This is a genomic window from Pseudomonas sp. IT-P171 (assembly GCF_949767765.1).
In the GTDB taxonomy this organism is placed as follows: Bacteria; Pseudomonadota; Gammaproteobacteria; order Pseudomonadales; family Pseudomonadaceae; genus Aquipseudomonas; species Aquipseudomonas fluorescens_B.
In genome coordinates this window covers 107,262-123,816 of sequence record NZ_CATKQN010000004.1, presented here as the reverse complement: position 1 = coordinate 123,816, position 16,555 = coordinate 107,262, and the positions used below count along the sequence as shown (strand labels likewise).

General features: G+C 62.1%; 15 protein-coding genes. All 15 read left to right on the top strand.

The window, feature by feature from the left end; genetic code table 11:
* Positions 1-183: 183 nt before the first annotated feature.
* The 15 genes from paaF to paaZ all read left to right on the top strand — a co-directional run bounded on the left by paaF (position 184) and on the right by paaZ (position 16,220).
* Entirely contained in the window at positions 184-957 is a 774-nt protein-coding gene (gene paaF, locus ACM6I5_RS03765) for a 2,3-dehydroadipyl-CoA hydratase PaaF (protein WP_017339738.1), read from the top strand.
* A 48-nt stretch (positions 958-1,005) separates the two neighbouring features.
* A complete protein-coding gene (gene paaG, locus ACM6I5_RS03760) occupies positions 1,006-1,797 on the top strand; it encodes a 2-(1,2-epoxy-1,2-dihydrophenyl)acetyl-CoA isomerase PaaG (RefSeq protein WP_017339739.1) in 792 nt (263 codons plus the stop codon).
* Between the two features lie 3 nt (positions 1,798-1,800).
* Positions 1,801-3,318, top strand: coding sequence for a 3-hydroxyacyl-CoA dehydrogenase PaaH (gene paaH, locus ACM6I5_RS03755; protein ID WP_414883224.1), 1,518 nt, complete (start codon positions 1,801-1,803; stop codon positions 3,316-3,318).
* The gene (paaI, locus tag ACM6I5_RS03750) at positions 3,311-3,760 is read left to right on the top strand and encodes a hydroxyphenylacetyl-CoA thioesterase PaaI (RefSeq protein ID WP_017339741.1); all 450 of its coding nucleotides are present in this window, start codon (positions 3,311-3,313) and stop codon (positions 3,758-3,760) included. The genes paaH and paaI overlap by 8 nt, the downstream gene beginning before the upstream one ends.
* Positions 3,753-4,964 carry a 3-oxoadipyl-CoA thiolase gene (gene pcaF / locus ACM6I5_RS03745; RefSeq protein ID WP_414878007.1) on the top strand — a complete coding sequence of 404 codons (1,212 nt, stop codon included), beginning with the start codon at positions 3,753-3,755 and terminating at the stop codon, positions 4,962-4,964. Before paaI ends, pcaF begins: the two co-directional genes overlap by 8 nt.
* A 99-nt stretch (positions 4,965-5,063) precedes the next feature.
* Positions 5,064-6,389: a phenylacetate--CoA ligase PaaK gene (gene paaK, locus ACM6I5_RS03740; RefSeq protein ID WP_414883223.1), complete on the top strand. Its 1,326-nt coding sequence runs from the start codon at positions 5,064-5,066 to the stop codon at positions 6,387-6,389.
* Between the two features lie 604 nt (positions 6,390-6,993).
* On the top strand, positions 6,994-7,983 hold the full coding sequence (gene paaA, locus ACM6I5_RS03735; protein ID WP_414883222.1) for a 1,2-phenylacetyl-CoA epoxidase subunit PaaA: 990 nt from the start codon (positions 6,994-6,996) through the stop codon (positions 7,981-7,983).
* Between the two features lie 28 nt (positions 7,984-8,011).
* Positions 8,012-8,293 carry a 1,2-phenylacetyl-CoA epoxidase subunit PaaB gene (gene paaB / locus ACM6I5_RS03730; protein WP_007943393.1) on the top strand — a complete coding sequence of 94 codons (282 nt, stop codon included), beginning with the start codon at positions 8,012-8,014 and terminating at the stop codon, positions 8,291-8,293.
* Positions 8,294-8,301: 8 nt separating this feature from the next.
* On the top strand, positions 8,302-9,063 hold the full coding sequence (gene paaC / locus ACM6I5_RS03725; protein WP_414883221.1) for a 1,2-phenylacetyl-CoA epoxidase subunit PaaC: 762 nt from the start codon (positions 8,302-8,304) through the stop codon (positions 9,061-9,063).
* Positions 9,050-9,583 (top strand): 1,2-phenylacetyl-CoA epoxidase subunit PaaD, encoded by a 534-nt coding sequence (paaD, locus tag ACM6I5_RS03720; protein WP_153649706.1) that lies wholly within the window; start codon positions 9,050-9,052, stop codon positions 9,581-9,583. The genes paaC and paaD overlap by 14 nt, the downstream gene beginning before the upstream one ends.
* 33 nt (positions 9,584-9,616) lie before the next feature.
* A complete protein-coding gene (gene paaE / locus ACM6I5_RS03715) occupies positions 9,617-10,693 on the top strand; it encodes a 1,2-phenylacetyl-CoA epoxidase subunit PaaE (protein ID WP_017339748.1) in 1,077 nt (358 codons plus the stop codon).
* A 175-nt stretch (positions 10,694-10,868) separates the two neighbouring features.
* Positions 10,869-11,177: a DUF485 domain-containing protein gene (locus tag ACM6I5_RS03710; RefSeq protein ID WP_017339749.1), complete on the top strand. Its 309-nt coding sequence runs from the start codon at positions 10,869-10,871 to the stop codon at positions 11,175-11,177.
* A complete protein-coding gene (locus ACM6I5_RS03705) occupies positions 11,174-12,820 on the top strand; it encodes a cation acetate symporter (protein WP_414883220.1) in 1,647 nt (548 codons plus the stop codon). Before ACM6I5_RS03710 ends, ACM6I5_RS03705 begins: the two co-directional genes overlap by 4 nt.
* Before the next feature lie 32 nt (positions 12,821-12,852).
* Positions 12,853-14,106 carry an OprD family porin gene (locus tag ACM6I5_RS03700; protein ID WP_414883219.1) on the top strand — a complete coding sequence of 418 codons (1,254 nt, stop codon included), beginning with the start codon at positions 12,853-12,855 and terminating at the stop codon, positions 14,104-14,106.
* 59 nt (positions 14,107-14,165) lie between these two features.
* The gene (paaZ, locus tag ACM6I5_RS03695; RefSeq protein WP_017339752.1) at positions 14,166-16,220 is read left to right on the top strand and encodes a phenylacetic acid degradation bifunctional protein PaaZ; all 2,055 of its coding nucleotides are present in this window, start codon (positions 14,166-14,168) and stop codon (positions 16,218-16,220) included.
* The last annotated feature ends 335 nt before the right edge of the window (positions 16,221-16,555 follow it).

The window sequence follows — 16,555 nt, the reverse complement described above, 5'->3', positions numbered from 1 at the left end:
GTTTAGAATTTAATCAAAACCTTAACTGGCAAATCAAACCACCCCAAACAAGACACATTAATTAGACATTACTATTGCATTTGCGTATCACGTTGCGGGTATACTCGAGCAAAACCGGCCTACCGCGCCGATCCAATAATGAGCCGGCATTACAGCCGAGCGTGCACCGTGAGGGCATCCGCCATGCCTCTAACCCTTGCTGTCGAGATCATCGAGCCGGGCGTTCGCCTGATTACCCTGCTGCGTCCGCAAGCGCTGAATGCCCTGACCACCGAATTGCTCGGTGAACTGGCCGATGAACTGAGCACCGCCCAAGCCGATCCCGACACCCGCGTCGTGGTCCTGACCGGTAGCCGCAAGGCCTTCGCCGCTGGCGCCGACATCAAGGAAATGGCCGAGCGCGATCTGGTCGGCATCCTCGACGACCCGCGCCAGGCGTCGTGGCAAACCATCACCCGTTTCAACAAACCGCTGATCGCTGCCGTCAACGGCTTCGCCCTCGGCGGTGGCTGCGAACTGGCGATGCACGCCGACATCATCATTGCCGGTGAAGACGCCCGCTTCGGCCAGCCGGAAATCAACCTCGGGATCATGCCTGGCGCTGGCGGCACCCAACGCCTGTTGCGCGCCGTGGGCAAATCCATGGCCATGCAGATGGTCCTGACCGGCGAACCGATCGATGCCCGCCAGGCCCAACGCGCCGGTCTGATCAGCGAAGTGACGCAACCGGAATTCACTGTCGAACGCGCCCTGCAGGTCGCCCGCAGCATCGCCGCAAAAGCGCCGCTGGCCGTGCGCCTGGCCAAGGAGGCGTTGCTCAAGGCCATGGACACCGACCTCGCCAGCGGCCTGCGTTTCGAACGCCACGCCTTCACCGTGCTCGCCGGCACCCGTGACCGCGACGAAGGCATTCGGGCCTTTCAGGAAAAACGCACACCGACCTTCACCGGGCAGTAACCCGGTCAGCCAATGAATTCGAACGACCTCTCAGAGAGCGCCAAGACCATGAACTTCGAACACATCCTGTTTTCCATCGAGGCCGGCGTCGCCCTGCTCAGCCTCAATCGGCCAGACCAGCTCAACAGCTTCAATGCGCAGATGCATGGCGAAGTGAAAGAAGCGCTGAAACAGGTCCGGCAGAACCCGGACGTGCGCGTCTTGCTGCTGACCGGTGAAGGTCGCGGCTTCTGCGCCGGCCAAGACCTCAGCGACCGCAATGTCGCGCCGGGCAGTGCCGTGCCGGATCTGGGCGAGTCGATCGAGAAGTTCTACAACCCGCTGATCCGCCAGTTGCGTGACTTGCCGCTGCCGGTGATCTGCGCGGTCAACGGCGTGGCGGCCGGGGCTGGCGCGAACATTCCGCTGGCGTGCGACCTGGTAGTGGCGGCGCGTTCGGCGAGCTTCATCCAGGCTTTCTGCAAGATCGGCTTGATCCCCGATTCCGGCGGTACCTGGACCCTGCCACGCCTGGTCGGCATGGCCCGCGCCAAGGCACTGGCCCTGCTGGGCAATCGCCTGACGGCGGAGCAGGCTGAGCAATGGGGGCTGATCTATCGCGTGGTCGACGATGCCGACCTGCGCCATGAAGCCCTGACGCTTGCCCGCCATCTGGCCACACAACCGACGTATGGGTTGGCGCTGATCAAGCGCAGCCTGAACGCCAGCCTGAGCAACACGTTCGACGAACAACTGGAGCTGGAAAAAGACCTGCAACGCTTGGCCGGGCGCAGCGAGGATTACCGTGAAGGCGTCAGCGCCTTCATGGAAAAACGCAGCCCAAGCTTCAAGGGGCGCTGAGTCATGACCGCACTGAACACCAACGCGCGCATCGCGGTGATCGGCGCCGGGGCCATGGGCGCAGGCATCGCTCAGGTCGCGGCACAGGCCGGTCATCCGGTGCTGTTGCTCGACAACCGTCCGGGCGCTGCCGCTCAGGCCATCGACGGCATTGACCGGCAACTGGTCAAGCGTGTCGAGAAAGGCAAGCTGTCGGACGAAGCACGGAAGGCAACGGTCTCGCGTTTAGAGGCGGTGGAAGCCATCGAAGCGCTGGCCGATTGCGAGCTGATCATCGAAGCCATCGTCGAAAACCTCGAGGTCAAGCGCGCTCTTTTTCGTCAGCTGGAAGGCATCTGCGGTGAGCACTGCATTCTGGCCAGCAACACTTCTTCGCTGTCGATCACCAGCATCGCTGCGCAGCTGAGTCATCCGCAACGCTTGCTAGGCCTGCACTTCTTCAACCCGGCGCCGGTCATGGCGCTGGTGGAAATTGTCTCGGGTCTGGCCAGCGACCCGGCGCTGGCCGAGTGTCTTTACGACACCGCCAACGCCTGGGGCAAGAAACCGGTACACACCCGCTCGACACCGGGCTTCATCGTCAACCGCGTCGCTCGCCCGTTCTACGCCGAAAGCCTGCGCCTGCTGCAGGAGGGCGTGGCCGATTGTGCGACGCTGGATGCGTTGATGCGCGAAGCCGGGGGCTTTGCGATGGGCGCGTTTGAACTGACTGATCTGATTGGCCATGACGTCAACTATGCCGTGACCTGTTCGGTGTTCGACGCCTATTACGGCGACACGCGATTCCTGCCGTCGTTGATTCAGAAGGAATTGGTGGAGGCCGGGCGTCTCGGTCGCAAAAGCGGTCATGGTTTCTACAACTATGCCGAAGGTGCGGAGCGTCCACTGCCGACATTCATCAGCAGCAAACAGACCGTCGCAACCTGCACGGCCGAAGGTGATCTGGGCATCGCCAACGCGCTGATCCAGCGATTGCGCAAACACCGGATCGACGTCATTCAGCGCGATGGACAAGGCTTGCTGCGAGTCGGTGATGCCGTGCTCGCATTGAGCGACGGGCGCATGGCCGGCCAGCGCGCTAAAGAAGATGGCTTGCGCAATCTGATCCTGCTCGACCTCGTAGCCGACTTCGGCCAGTCGACTCGAATAGCGATCAGTTGCTCGGCCGGCATCAGCCCCGATGCGCTCGAACACGGCGTTGCGCTGCTGCAACAGGGCGGATTCACCGTCAGCTTACTCAGCGACAGCCCGGCACTCGCCGTCTTGCGCACAGTGGCGATGCTCGCCAATGAAGCCGCCGACGCCGTGCTGCAAGGCGTGGCCTCGGCCACCGACATCGATCTGGCGATGCGCGCCGGGGTCAATTACCCGCAAGGCCCGCTGGCCTGGGCCGATGCCATCGGCCCTGCGCACATCCTCAACGTGCTGGAATACCTGCAAGCCAGTTACGGCGAAGAACGCTATCGACCGTCGCTGCTGTTGCGCCGCCGCGTTGCCGAAGGGAGGACTTTCCATGACTAACCATGAAGCGATGAATCTGGCCAGCACCTGCGCGCAAACGCTGTTCAAGCGCGACACCGCCAGCCAGGCGATGGGCATGCGCCTACTCTCGACCGCTCCGGGTTGCGCCCGCGTCGGCATGAGCGTGCGCGCCGACATGATTCAAGGCCACGGCACCTGCCACGGCGGCTACCTGTTCGCCCTCGCCGACTCGGCGTTCGCCTTTGCCTGCAACAGCTACAACGAAGCCACGGTGGCCATCGGTTGCAGCATCGACTACATCGCCCCGGCACGCCTGGGCGACACCTTGACCGCCGATTGCACCGAGCAAAGCCGCTCCGGTCGCACCGGCAACTACGACGTGCGCATTGAAAACCAACTGGGCCAGCTGATTGCCCTGTTCCATGGCAAATCCTACAAAGTGCGCGGCACAGTGCTCGCGCAGGAGACCCCGAATGAATGACGCCTTGATCATCGATGCGGTGCGGACCCCGATCGGCCGCTATGCCGGCGCCTTGAGCGGCGTGCGCGCCGACGACCTCGGCGCGGTGCCGTTGCGTGAATTGCTGCGCCGTCACCCGCAGGTCGACTGGAACGCGGTCGACGATGTGATCTACGGCTGCGCCAACCAGGCCGGCGAAGACAACCGCAACGTCGCGCGCATGTCGGCGCTGCTGGCCGGACTGCCGGTCAGCGTGCCGGGCACCACACTCAACCGTTTGTGCGGTTCCGGGCTGGATGCGATCGGCACGGCGGCGCGGGCGATTCGTTGCGGCGAGGCCGGGCTGATGCTGGTCGGCGGCGTCGAATCGATGTCCCGCGCACCGTTGGTGATGGGCAAGGCCGAGCAGGCGTTCTCCCGGGACGCGCAGCTCTACGACACCACCATCGGCTGGCGCTTCGTCAATCCGCTGATGAAAAAAGCCTACGGCATCGACTCGATGCCGGAGACCGCCGAGAACGTCGCCGAGCAGTTCAACATCTCCCGCGCCGACCAGGACGCTTTCGCCCTGCGCAGCCAGCAGCGTGCCAGCGCGGCACAGGCCAGCGGGCGTCTGGCCAGGGAAATCGTCGCAGTCGAGATCCCCCAGCGCAAAGGCCCGGCCAAAGTCGTCGAGCACGACGAACACCCGCGCGGCGACACCACGCTTGAGCAACTGCAGAAGCTCGGCACACCGTTTCGTGAAGGGGGCAGCGTCACTGCCGGCAACGCCTCCGGGGTCAATGACGGCGCCTGTGCACTGTTGCTCGCCAGTCCGGAAATCGCCAAGCGCCATGGTTTGAAAGCACGTGGCAGGGTCGTCGCCATGGCCACTGCCGGCGTCGAGCCGCGAATCATGGGCATCGGCCCGCTGCCGGCCACGCGCAAGGTGCTGGAACTGGCCAACCTGAGCCTGGCGGACATGGACGTGATCGAACTCAACGAAGCCTTCGCCGCGCAAGGCCTGGCGGTGTTGCGTGAGCTCGGCCTGAGCGACACCGATCCGCGGGTCAACCCGAACGGCGGCGCGATTGCCCTCGGCCATCCGTTGGGCATGAGCGGCGCACGCCTGGTGACCACCGCCCTGCACGAACTGGAAGAACGTCAAGGCCGCTACGCCTTGTGCACCATGTGCATCGGCGTCGGCCAGGGCATCGCGCTGATCATCGAGCGTCTGTCCGACTAAAGAATCGCGATTCCCGGGGAGCCGAGAGGTATCCTTGGGGCATGCACTCAAAGCCCGGCTGAGGCCGGGCTGGAACACAAAAATAATTCGAGTGAAGTTATGAACATGCCAATTGCCAAAGCCGTGCTTGATCCAGTGCTGGACCCGATTGAAACCGCCAGCATCGACGAACTTCGTCAGCTCCAGCTGGATCGCCTGCGCTGGAGCCTGAACCACGCCTACAACAATGTGCCGCTGTATCGGCAACGCTTCGATGCGCTGGGCGTACACCCGGATGACATCAAATGCCTGGAAGATCTGGCGAAGTTTCCGTTCACCACCAAATCCGACCTGCGCGACAACTACCCCTACGGCATGTTCGCCGTGCCGATGCACGACGTGGTGCGCCTGCACGCGTCCAGCGGCACCACGGGCAAACCGACCGTCGTCGGTTATACCCAGAACGACATCGACACCTGGGCCAACGTAGTCGCTCGATCGATCCGCGCAGCGGGTGGCCGACGGGGCGACAAAGTGCATATTTCCTATGGCTACGGCCTGTTCACGGGCGGCCTCGGCGCGCACTACGGTGCCGAACGCCTGGGCTGCACGGTGATTCCGATGTCCGGTGGCCAGACTGAAAAGCAAGTGCAACTGATCAAGGATTTCCAGCCGGACATCATCATGGTCACCCCGTCCTACATGCTCAACATCGCCGATGAAATCGAGCGCCAGGGCATCGACCCGCACAAACTGGCCCTGCGCCTGGGCATCTTCGGCGCCGAACCCTGGACCGGCGAACTGCGCAGCGCCATCGAAAACCGTTTGGGCATTACCGCACTGGACATCTACGGCCTCTCGGAAATCATGGGGCCGGGTGTCGCCATGGAGTGCGCGGAATCCAAGGACGGGCCGACGATCTGGGAAGACCACTTCTACCCGGAAATCATCGACCCGGTCACCGGTGAAGTGCTGCCGGACGGGCAGATGGGCGAGCTCGTGTTCACGTCGCTGAGCAAAGAAGCCCTGCCGATGATCCGCTATCGCACCCGCGACCTGACGCGCTTGCTGCCGGGGACTGCGCGGCCGATGCGGCGGATCGACAAGATCACCGGGCGCAGCGATGACATGTTGATCATTCGCGGGGTGAACGTGTTCCCGACGCAGATCGAAGAGCAGGTGCTGAAAACCAAACAGCTTTCAGAGTGTTACGAGATTCACCTGTATCGCAATGGGAACCTGGACAGCGTTGATGTGCATGTCGAGCTCAAGGCTGAACACCAGCACCTGAACGATGAACAGCAGAAGGCTGTTTGTGGCGAGTTGAGTCGGCATATCAAGACGTATATCGGGATCAGTTCGCGGATCGTCTTGCAGCCGATGCATTCGATCAAGCGCTCTGAGGGCAAGGCTTGTCACGTGATGGACAAGCGCCCGAAGGCATGACTGCTGCACCCTTTTTGGCCCCGCTTTTGCGGGGCTTTTTTTTGGGTGTACTCGGGCTCTGTGGGAGCTGGCTTGCCAGCGATGACGGCCTGATAGCCGGCCTGCAGCTCTTCAGAATCATCGGCGGTGAACGCCCATGTCATGCCCGCCAACAATCCCCTGTGGGAGCTAGCCTGCTAGCGATGGAGGCTCAGACACTGCGTTCATTCAGACAGCACGCGTTATCGTTGGCGACCATCGCTAGCAGGCTAGCTCCCACAGGGAATGTACACATCCGAAGAGCCTGGCCGGCCGGGAGGCCGCCTCGGTTGCATGGGCGGTGGGCCCACGGAGCAGGACCGGAAGGAGGGCATGCCGAGCCTAAGCGAGGCACCGAACGAAAGGGGCAAAAGCGCTTGGTTACTTGGCGCTTCTCCAAGTGACTCGCCGTAAGGGCGAAACCAATAGCCGCCGTTACCGAAGAAACGGATATGTACACCCACCCCCTCCCCCCCAAAGCGATACAAAAAATAATACGACACTATATTTTCTGTTTGATATTAAATTCTGTATCGCTTATAAAGTTCTCCATGCCCTCGATTCAGATTCAAGGCGGGAGACCCCCATGTACGCACAGCTCGTAGAAACCGGCGTAAAGCGCATCAAAGACCTCTCGGAGATGTCCGAACAGGAACGTGCCTTCCAGGAAAAAATCGATTCAGAAATCAAGATCGAAGCGAAAAACTGGATGCCTGATGCCTATCGCCAGACCCTGATCCGCCAGATCTCCCAGCATGCCCACTCCGAAATCGTCGGCATGCTGCCCGAAGGCAACTGGGTCACCCGCGCGCCATCGCTCAAACGCAAACTGCAACTGATGGCCAAGATTCAGGACGAAGCGGGCCACGGCCTGTACCTGTACAGCGCCATGGAAACCCTCGGCGCCGACCGTGACGAGAAAATCGCCAAGCTGCACAGCGGCAAGGCCAAGTACTCGAGCATCTTCAACTACCCGACCTTGAACTGGGCCGACATGGGCGCTGTGGGCTGGCTGGTGGATGGCGCAGCGATCGTCAACCAGGTCGTATTGCAGCGCACCTCGTATGGCCCCTACTCCCGGGCCATGGTGCGCATCTGCAAGGAAGAAAGTTTCCACCAGCGCCAGGGCTACGAAATCCTCCTGACCATGATGCGCCACGGCAATCAGGCACAAAAAGACATGGTCCAGGACGCGATCAACCGCCTGTGGTGGCCGTCACTGATGATGTTCGGTCCAAGCGACGAACACTCCCCCAACAGCGCCCAGTCCATGGCCTGGAAAATCAAGCGCCAGAGCAACGACGAACTGCGCCAGCGCTTTATCGACCAGACCATCCCGCAACTCGAATTGCTCGGTTGCACCTGCCCCGACCCGGACCTGAAGTGGAACGCCGAGCGCGGTCACTACGACTTCGGCGAAATTCAGTGGAGCGAGTTCTACGAAGTGCTCAAGGGCAACGGCCCGTGCAACCAGGAACGCGTCGCCACCCGCCGCAAGGCGATCGAAGACGGCGCCTGGGTCCGTGAAGCCGCGGTCGCACACGCTCGCAAAAAACACAACAAGAACGCCGCCTGATTCGACCACCTGATCTGGAGACACCGCCATGTCCGAATGGACCCTTTTCGAAGTCTTCGTGCGCAGCAAGCACGGCCTCAACCACAAGCATGTGGGCAGCGTGCACGCCGCCGACACCACCATGGCCATCGAAAACGCGCGCGAGTTGTACACCCGTCGCAGCGAAGGCGTGAGCCTGTGGGTGGTGCCATCGGCGCTGATCACCGCCTCATCGCCGGATGAAAAAGACCCGCTGTTCGACCCCTCGGACGACAAGGTCTACCGCCACGCCAGCTTCTACGAGCTGCCGGCCGAAGTCGGGCACATGTGAGGTCGACCATGAACACCAAGACTGATCTGATCGAATACCTGTTGCGCCTCGGCGACAGCGCCCTGATCCAGGGCCAGCGCCTGTGCCAATGGTGCGGCAAGGCCCCGGCGCTTGAAGAAGAACTGGCGCTGATGAATGTCGGCCTCGACCTCGTCGGCCAGGCACGCAACTGGCTCGAATACGCCGCCGAACTGCTGGACGACGGCCGCGATGCCGATCACCTGGCATTCCGCCGCGATGAGCGCGCCTATCGCAATCTGCTGCTGGTGGAACAACCCAACGGCGATTACGCGGTGACTATCCTCAAGCAGTTCCTGTATGACGCCTGGCATCTGCAAGTGCTCAGCGGCCTGAGCCAATCCAGCGACGAGCGTATCGCCGGGATCGCCGCCAAAGCGGTGAAGGAAGTGACCTATCACCTGCGCCGGTCCGGCGAGTGGGTCGAGCGTCTGGGCGACGGCACCGAGGAGAGCCACCAACGCATGCTCGCGGCGATCCCTGAGGTTTGGCGCTTCACCGTTGAACTGACCAGTGCCGATGACAGCGAACAGCGTTTGCACGCAGCCGGCATTACCCCGGACGCCGCCCAGGTCGCCGCGGCCTGGCAAGCCAAGGTCAACGAGATTTTCGCCAGCGCCACCCTGCCCGTGCCGGCCGCGCCGAACTATTTCTATCTGAATGCACGCAAGGGCCTGCACACCGAACACCTGGGCATTCTGCTGGCCGAGATGCAATTCCTGCCACGAGCGTACCCCGATGCGACCTGGTGAGCTGATCGCCAGCGACCTCGGCGCCCGGCCCGCACAACCGACCGACCTGGCCGCCGCGTGGGCGACTCTGGCGCAAGTCATGGACCCGGAAGTGCCGGTGGTCAGCGTCGTAGACCTGGGCATCGTGCGCGATCTCGACTGGCAAGCCGGGCATCTGCATGTGGTGGTCACACCGACCTACTCCGGCTGCCCCGCCACCGAAGTGATCGAAAGCGATATCCGCGATGCGCTGGAGCTCGCCGGTTTTCGGGCGCCGCAGCTGGAACGCAAATTGACCCCGGCCTGGACCACCGACTGGATCACCGACAGCGGCCGCGAACGCCTGCGTGCCTACGGCATTGCACCGCCCGACGGCAGCACCAGCAAGCGCAGCCTGCTCGGCGAAAGCCCGGTGATCGTCTGCCCGCAATGCGGCAGCGCGCACACCGAAGTGCTCAGCGAGTTCGGCTCCACCGCGTGCAAGGCGTTGTACCGCTGCGTCGATTGCCGGGAACCGTTCGACTATTTCAAGTGCATCTGAGCGGCGATCGGCCGTCCCAGCTGGAGAACAATAATGAGTAAATTTCACAGCCTGACCATCAAGGACGTTCGCGCCGAGACCCGTGACGCGGTGTCCATCGCCTTCGAGATTCCGCAGCACCTGCAAGACAGCTTTCACTTCACCCAGGGCCAGCACCTGGTGATGCGTACGCAAATGGACGGCGAAGAAGTGCGTCGTTCGTATTCGATCTGCACCGGCGTCAACGACGGTGAATTGCGCATCGCCATCAAGCGCGTCGCGGGCGGGCGTTTTTCAGCGTTTGCCAACGAACAACTGAAGGCCGGACACAGTCTGGAAGTGATGCCGCCGGCCGGGCATTTTCATGTCGAGCTCGATCCCGCTCGCCATGGCAATTACCTGGCGGTTGCAGCAGGCAGCGGCATCACGCCGATCCTGTCGATCATCAAGACCACCCTGCAAACCGAACCCCATAGCCGCGTGACGCTGCTGTATGGCAACCGCTCAAGCTCCGGCGCGTTGTTCCGCGAACAGCTCGAAGACCTGAAAAACCGCTACTTGCAGCGCCTGAACCTGATCTTCGTCTTCAGCCGCGAACAGCAGGATGTCGACCTGTACAACGGCCGGATCAACGCCGAGAAATGCGAGCAACTGTTCACTCGCTGGCTCGATGTCAAAGCCCTCGACGCGGCGTTCATCTGCGGCCCGCAGGAAATGACCGAAACCGTACGCGACAGCCTGAAAGCCAACGGCATGCCGGCTGAGCGTATCCACTTCGAACTGTTTGCCGCCGCCGGCAGCCAGCAAAAACGCGAAGCGCGGGAAGCCGCACGGCAGGTGGATGCCGCGGTCAGCCAGATCACCGTCATCAGCGACGGCCGCGCCCTCGCCTTCGATCTGCCGCGCAACACCCAGAGCATCCTCGACGCCGGCAACGCCCAAGGCGCCGAACTGCCCTACTCGTGCAAGGCCGGCGTGTGCTCGACCTGCAAATGCAAGGTCATCGAAGGCGAAGTGGAAATGGACAGCAACCACGCCCTGGAAGATTACGAAGTGGCTGCCGGTTATGTGCTGTCGTGCCAGGCCTTTCCGGTCAGCGACAAAGTCGTCCTGGATTTCGATCAGCTCTAAGACGCAACGCAAAACACCTGTGGGAGCGAGCCTGCTCGCGATGAAGGCAGTCCATCCAGCATCAATGGAGGCTGACCCACCGCTATCGCGAGCAGGCTCGCTCCCACAGGGGGCCAGTGATCGACCGGAATACACCGTTTCACCCCACAACAAAAACAACAACCGAGAGCGCGCCATGACACCCAAAGACGTAGAACTCATCCGCCAACACCCCGACTTCATCCAGTTGGTCCGCCGCAAACAGAACCTCTACTGGTCGCTGTCGCTGATCATGCTGGTGATCTATTTCGGCTTCGTCCTGCTGGTGGCGTTTTCCCCCGCCACCCTCGGCCAATCCCTGAGCGGTGGCGTGACCTCCGTGGGCATGCTGGTCGGCGTGGTCATTGTGGTGCTGGCCTTCGCGTTGACCGGCTTCTACGTCTATCGCGCCAACAACGTCATTGACCCACTCAACGAAAAACTGAAACAGGAGTGCGCCCGATGAGCCGTCTTCTCGCGTTGTTCCTGCTGCCTCTGGCTTTCATTGCTGACTTTGCGGCAGCCGCCGACGGCGCGTCCCGCCCGCTGAACTGGAACGCCATCGGCATGTTCCTGGTGTTTGTGCTGTTTACCCTTGGCGTCACCCGCTGGGCTGCGTTGCGCACCCGCTCAGCCAGCGATTTCTACACCGCGGGCGGCGGCATGACCGGTTTCCAGAACGGTCTGGCGATTGCCGGCGACATGATTTCCGCGGCGTCCTTCCTCGGCATCTCGGCGATGATGTTTCTCAATGGCTACGACGGCTTGCTGTACGCATTGGGCGTGTTGGCGGGCTGGCCGATCATTCTGTTTCTGATCGCCGAACGCCTGCGCAACCTCGGTAAATACACCTTCGCCGACGTAGTGTCCTATCGCCTCGAACAAACCCCGGTGCGCCTGACCTCGGCGTTCGGCACGCTGACCGTCGCGTTGATGTACCTGGTGGCGCAGATGGTCGGCGCCGGCAAACTGATCGAGTTGCTGTTCGGCATCGACTACCTCTACGCGGTGATGCTGGTCGGTGTGTTGATGGTGTTCTACGTGACCTTCGGCGGCATGCTCGCCACCACCTGGGTGCAGATCATCAAGGCCGTAATGCTGCTGTTCGGCACCACGTTCATGGCGTTCATGGTGCTCAAGCATTTCGGTTTCAGCACCGAGGCGATGTTCGCCGGCGCCACCGCCGTCCATGCCAAGGGCAACGCGATCATGGCCCCGGGCGGTTTGCTGTCGAACCCGATCGATGCGATCTCGCTGGGGCTGGGCATGATGTTCGGCACGGCCGGCCTGCCGCATATCCTGATGCGTTTCTTCACCGTCAGCGATGCCAAGGAAGCGCGTAAAAGCGTGTTCTACGCCACCGGCTTTATCGGCTACTTCTACCTGCTGCTGATCATTGTCGGCTTCGGCGCCATCGTGATGGTCGGCACCGATCCAGCGTTCCGCGATGCCAACGGCGCAATCATCGGTGGCGGCAACATGATCGCCGTGCATCTGGCGCAAGCCGTGGGTGGCAACCTGTTTCTCGGCTTCATCTCGGCGGTTGCCTTCGCCACCATTCTGGCGGTGGTCGCCGGTCTGGCGTTGTCCGGCGCCTCGGCGGTGTCCCACGATTTGTACGCCTGTGTGATGCGCAAAGGGCAGGCTACCGAGCAGCAGGAAATTCGCGTCTCGCGAATCGCCACGCTGTGCATCGGCGTGCTGGCGATCATCCTCGGCTTGCTGTTCGAGTCGCAGAACATTGCCTTCCTCTCCGGCCTGGTGCTCGCCATCGCGGCGTCGGTGAATTTTCCGGTGCTGTACCTTTCGATGTACTGGAAAGGCCTGACCACTCGCGGCGCGGTCACCGGCAGCCTGACGGGGCTGATCTCGGCGATTGTCCTGCTGGTGCTGAGCCCGGCGGTGTGGGTCAACGTGCTGCATCACGACAAGGCGCTGTTCCCCTACTCCAACCCGGCACTGTTTTCCATGAGCCTGGCGTTCTTCAGTGCCTGGCTGTTTTCGGTCACCGACACCTCGCCGCGAGCGGCCCTTGAGCGCGGCCGTTACCTGGCGCAGTTCATCCGTTCGATGACCGGCATCGGTGCCTCCGGCGCCAGCAAGCACTAACAACGACCGACTGATGGCAGGGAATAAAAACAATGAAGCCCGCACGTTCTACACCTTATGAATCACTGTTTTCACTGGCCGCCGCATTGAGTCTGCCCATGGTCGCCCCCAGCGCCATGGCCGACTTCATCGACGACAGCAAGGCCCGTATTGAAATGCGCAACCACTACATCAATCGCGATTTCCGTCAGGACAACGCGCCTCAATCCAAGGCTGAAGAATGGGCGCAAGGGTTCACCGCGCGCATCGAGTCCGGGTTCACCGATGGCACCTTCGGCTTCGGTCTCGACGCGCTGGGGGAACTGGGGTTGAAACTCGACTCCAGCCCGGATCGCCGGGGCACCGGTCTGCTGCCCTTCGGCCCGAACAGCCATGAACCGGCGGACGAGTTCAGCGAACTGGGGCTCACCGGCAAGCTGCGGGTATCCAAGAGCGTGTTGAAGCTCGGCACCCTGCAACCCTTGCTGCCGGTGGTGACCTACAACGACACCCGTCTGCTGGGCTCGACCTTTGAGGGCGGTTTGCTGACCAGCCAGGAGATCACCGGCCTGACCGTGAATACCGGGCGCCTCACCAAGGCGAACCTGCGGGATTCCTCCAGCAACGATGAGATCGGTTACGGCGCCGCCAGCAGCGATCACTTCGACTTTGCCGGCGGCAGCTACGCGTTCAGTCCGCAACTGAACCTGAGCTACTACTACGGCAAGCTTGAGCAGATTTATCGCCAGCAGTTCGTCGGGCTGGTGCATACCCAACCGCTGGGCAATGGTTTCAACCTGCGCAGTGACCTGCGCTATTTCGACAGCCGCGGCGACGGCGCCGAGCGCGCCGGGCGTATCGACAACCGCAATTTCAACAGCATGTTCACCGTGTCCCACGGCGCCCACAAAGTCAGTGCCACGTACCAGCAGTTGTCCGGCGACAGTGCCTTTCCGTTCCTCAACGGCGGCGATCCGTACGTGGTCAACCTGGTGACCTACAACACCTACACCCGCGCCGACGAAGACTCCTGGCAGCTGCGTTACGACTATGACTTCGCCGCGCAAGGCATCCCCGGCCTGACCTTCATGACCCGCTACACCGACGGCCGCCACGTCAAGGCCGGCGCCGTCGACAACGGCCGCGAACGCGAGCGCGACACCGACATCAGTTACGTCATCCAGAGCGGCCCGTTCAAGGACGTCAGCCTGCGCTGGCGCAACGTGACCTTCCGTTCCGGCAATGGCTTGAGCACCGCCCTCGATGAAAACCGGCTGATCGTCGGCTACACCGTGGCGCTTTGGTAATGCCTGAAAGGGCGCGGTCACGGCTGCGCCAGACTTTTTCTTAACCCGGAGGAATCGTGATGCCTCACGCCCCTACCCTGCAAAGTTTCATCGCCGGTCGCTGGATCGGCCAACACGGTGCCCAGGTGCTGCGCAGTGCCATCGACGGCCACGAGATCGCACGCACCCACGAAGAGCGTCCGGACTTCGCCGAAGCCATCGAGCACGGTCGGCGCCAGGGCGTCAGCGGGTTGATGGCGCTGGATTTCCAGCAACGCGCCCAGCGTCTCAAGGCATTGGCCTTGTACCTGAGCGAACGCAAGGAACAGCTTTACGCGATCTCCCACCACAGCGGCGCCACCCGCGCCGACAGCTGGATCGACATCGAAGGCGGCAACAGCACGCTGTTCACCTACGCCAGCCTCGGTTCGCGGGAACTGCCGTCGGGCAACATCGTCCACGAAGGCCCGGCGCTGCAACTCAGCAAACTGGGCACCTTCGCCGGCACGCATATTCTGGTGCCACGTGGCGGCCTGGCGGTGCACATCAATGCCTTCAACTTCCCGATCTGGGGCATGCTGGAAAAGTTCGCGCCGAGTTTTCTCGCCGGCATGCCGTGCATCGTCAAGCCGGCCAGCGCCACCAGCTACCTGACCGAAGCCGTTGTGCGCCTGATGGACGAATCGGGTTTGCTGCCGGCCGGCAGCCTGCAATTGATCATCGGCGGCACCGGTGATCTGCTCGACCGCCTGCAAGGCCAGGACGTGGTGACCTTCACCGGTTCGGCCGACACCGCGGCCAAGCTGCGGGTCAACCCGAACCTGATCCGCAACTCGGTGCCGTTCAACGCCGAAGCCGACTCGCTGAACTGCGCGATCCTCGCCCCGGACGTCACCCCGGACGATGAAGAATTCGAATTGTTCATCAAGGAAGTCGCCCGGGAAATGACCACCAAGGCCGGGCAGAAATGCACCGCCATCCGCCGTGCGATTGTGCCAGCCAGACACATCGATGCAGTCGCCAGCCGTTTGCGCGATCGCCTGAAGAAAGTCGTGGTCGGCGACCCGTCGGTGGAAGGCGTGCGCATGGGTGCGCTGGCCTCTCACGATCAGCAAAAAGACGTCGCCGAACGCCTGGAAAGCTTGCTGCAAAGCAGCGATATGCTGTTCGGCGCCCGCGACGGTTTCGAACCGCGTGGCGAAAACGTCAGCCAGGGCGCGTTCTTCGCGCCGACCCTGTTGCAGGCCCGCGATCCGCACGCCGAGGGTGGCGCCCACGACATCGAAGCGTTCGGCCCGGTCAGCACCTTGATGGCCTATGACGATCTGGATGAAGCACTGGTTTTGGCCGCTCGCGGCAAAGGCAGCCTGGTGGCCAGCTTGATCACCAAGGACCCGAAGATTGCCGCCAAAGCCATCCCGGTCGCGGCCGCCTGGCACGGGCGCTTGCTGGTGCTGGATCGCGAATCCGCCGCCGAATCCACCGGCCACGGCTCGCCCCTGCCGCAACTCAAACATGGCGGCCCGGGCCGTGCCGGCGGCGGTGAAGAGCTCGGTGGCCTGCGCGCGGTGAAACACTACTTGCAACGCGCCGCGGTGCAAGGCTCGCCGACCATGCTCGCTGCGGTCACCGGCGAATACGTGCGTGGCGCCAAGGTCATCGAAACCGACGTGCATCCGTTCCGCCGGTTCTTCCAGGATTTGCAGATTGGCGAGTCGCTGCTGACCCACCGCCGTACCGTGACCGAGGCCGATCTGGTGAACTTCGGTTGCCTGTCCGGCGATCATTTCTACATGCACTTCGACGAGATCGCAGCCAAGGAATCGCAATTCGGTAAACGCATCGCTCATGGTTACTTTGTGCTGTCAGCGGCGGCCGGGCTGTTCGTATCGCCGGCGCCGGGGCCGGTATTGGCCAACTATGGTCTGGATACGTTGCGTTTCATCAACCCGGTGGGGATTGGCGACACGATCCAGGCGCGCCTGACGTGCAAGCGCAAAATCGATCAGGGGAAAAAGAGCCCTCAGGGCATTCCGCAGGGTGTGGTGGCGTGGGACGTGGAAGTCACCAACCAACTGGGTGAACTGGTCGCCAGTTACGACATCCTGACCTTGGTCGTCAAACGCGAGGATTGACGAAACCCTGTAGCTGGCTTGCCGGCGATGACGACCTGAGGATCAATGCAAATCCAAAGGCCGCATCGCCGGCAAGCCCGCTCCAACAGTGGCTTTCAGTGAACGCCCGTTTCACGCGGTACATCGATCAATGACTGTAACCGAACCACTGCGCGCTCAAGCCCAAGCGCTGGAACACGAAAGGACCGAGGTTCTGGTCGCTGAACAGGGCGCTATTGTTCATTGCCTTCTTCACGGACATGCCCGCCCCCTTCCTCGTAAATAAGTACCTGACGGTCGGTATCAAAAATAAATTGCCGCGAAATATTACATACGTCATATTACGAGCATAATTA

Coding starts and splice junctions, on each gene's coding strand:
- paaF (WP_017339738.1), top strand. CDS start 184: ATGCCTCTAACCCTTGCTGTCGAGATCATCGAGCCGGGCGTTCGCCTG.
- paaG (WP_017339739.1), top strand. CDS start 1,006: ATGAACTTCGAACACATCCTGTTTTCCATCGAGGCCGGCGTCGCCCTG.
- paaH (WP_414883224.1), top strand. CDS start 1,801: ATGACCGCACTGAACACCAACGCGCGCATCGCGGTGATCGGCGCCGGG.
- paaI (WP_017339741.1), top strand. CDS start 3,311: ATGACTAACCATGAAGCGATGAATCTGGCCAGCACCTGCGCGCAAACG.
- pcaF (WP_414878007.1), top strand. CDS start 3,753: ATGAATGACGCCTTGATCATCGATGCGGTGCGGACCCCGATCGGCCGC.
- paaK (WP_414883223.1), top strand. CDS start 5,064: ATGAACATGCCAATTGCCAAAGCCGTGCTTGATCCAGTGCTGGACCCG.
- paaA (WP_414883222.1), top strand. CDS start 6,994: ATGTACGCACAGCTCGTAGAAACCGGCGTAAAGCGCATCAAAGACCTC.
- paaB (WP_007943393.1), top strand. CDS start 8,012: ATGTCCGAATGGACCCTTTTCGAAGTCTTCGTGCGCAGCAAGCACGGC.
- paaC (WP_414883221.1), top strand. CDS start 8,302: ATGAACACCAAGACTGATCTGATCGAATACCTGTTGCGCCTCGGCGAC.
- paaD (WP_153649706.1), top strand. CDS start 9,050: ATGCGACCTGGTGAGCTGATCGCCAGCGACCTCGGCGCCCGGCCCGCA.
- paaE (WP_017339748.1), top strand. CDS start 9,617: ATGAGTAAATTTCACAGCCTGACCATCAAGGACGTTCGCGCCGAGACC.
- ACM6I5_RS03710 (WP_017339749.1), top strand. CDS start 10,869: ATGACACCCAAAGACGTAGAACTCATCCGCCAACACCCCGACTTCATC.
- ACM6I5_RS03705 (WP_414883220.1), top strand. CDS start 11,174: ATGAGCCGTCTTCTCGCGTTGTTCCTGCTGCCTCTGGCTTTCATTGCT.
- ACM6I5_RS03700 (WP_414883219.1), top strand. CDS start 12,853: ATGAAGCCCGCACGTTCTACACCTTATGAATCACTGTTTTCACTGGCC.
- paaZ (WP_017339752.1), top strand. CDS start 14,166: ATGCCTCACGCCCCTACCCTGCAAAGTTTCATCGCCGGTCGCTGGATC.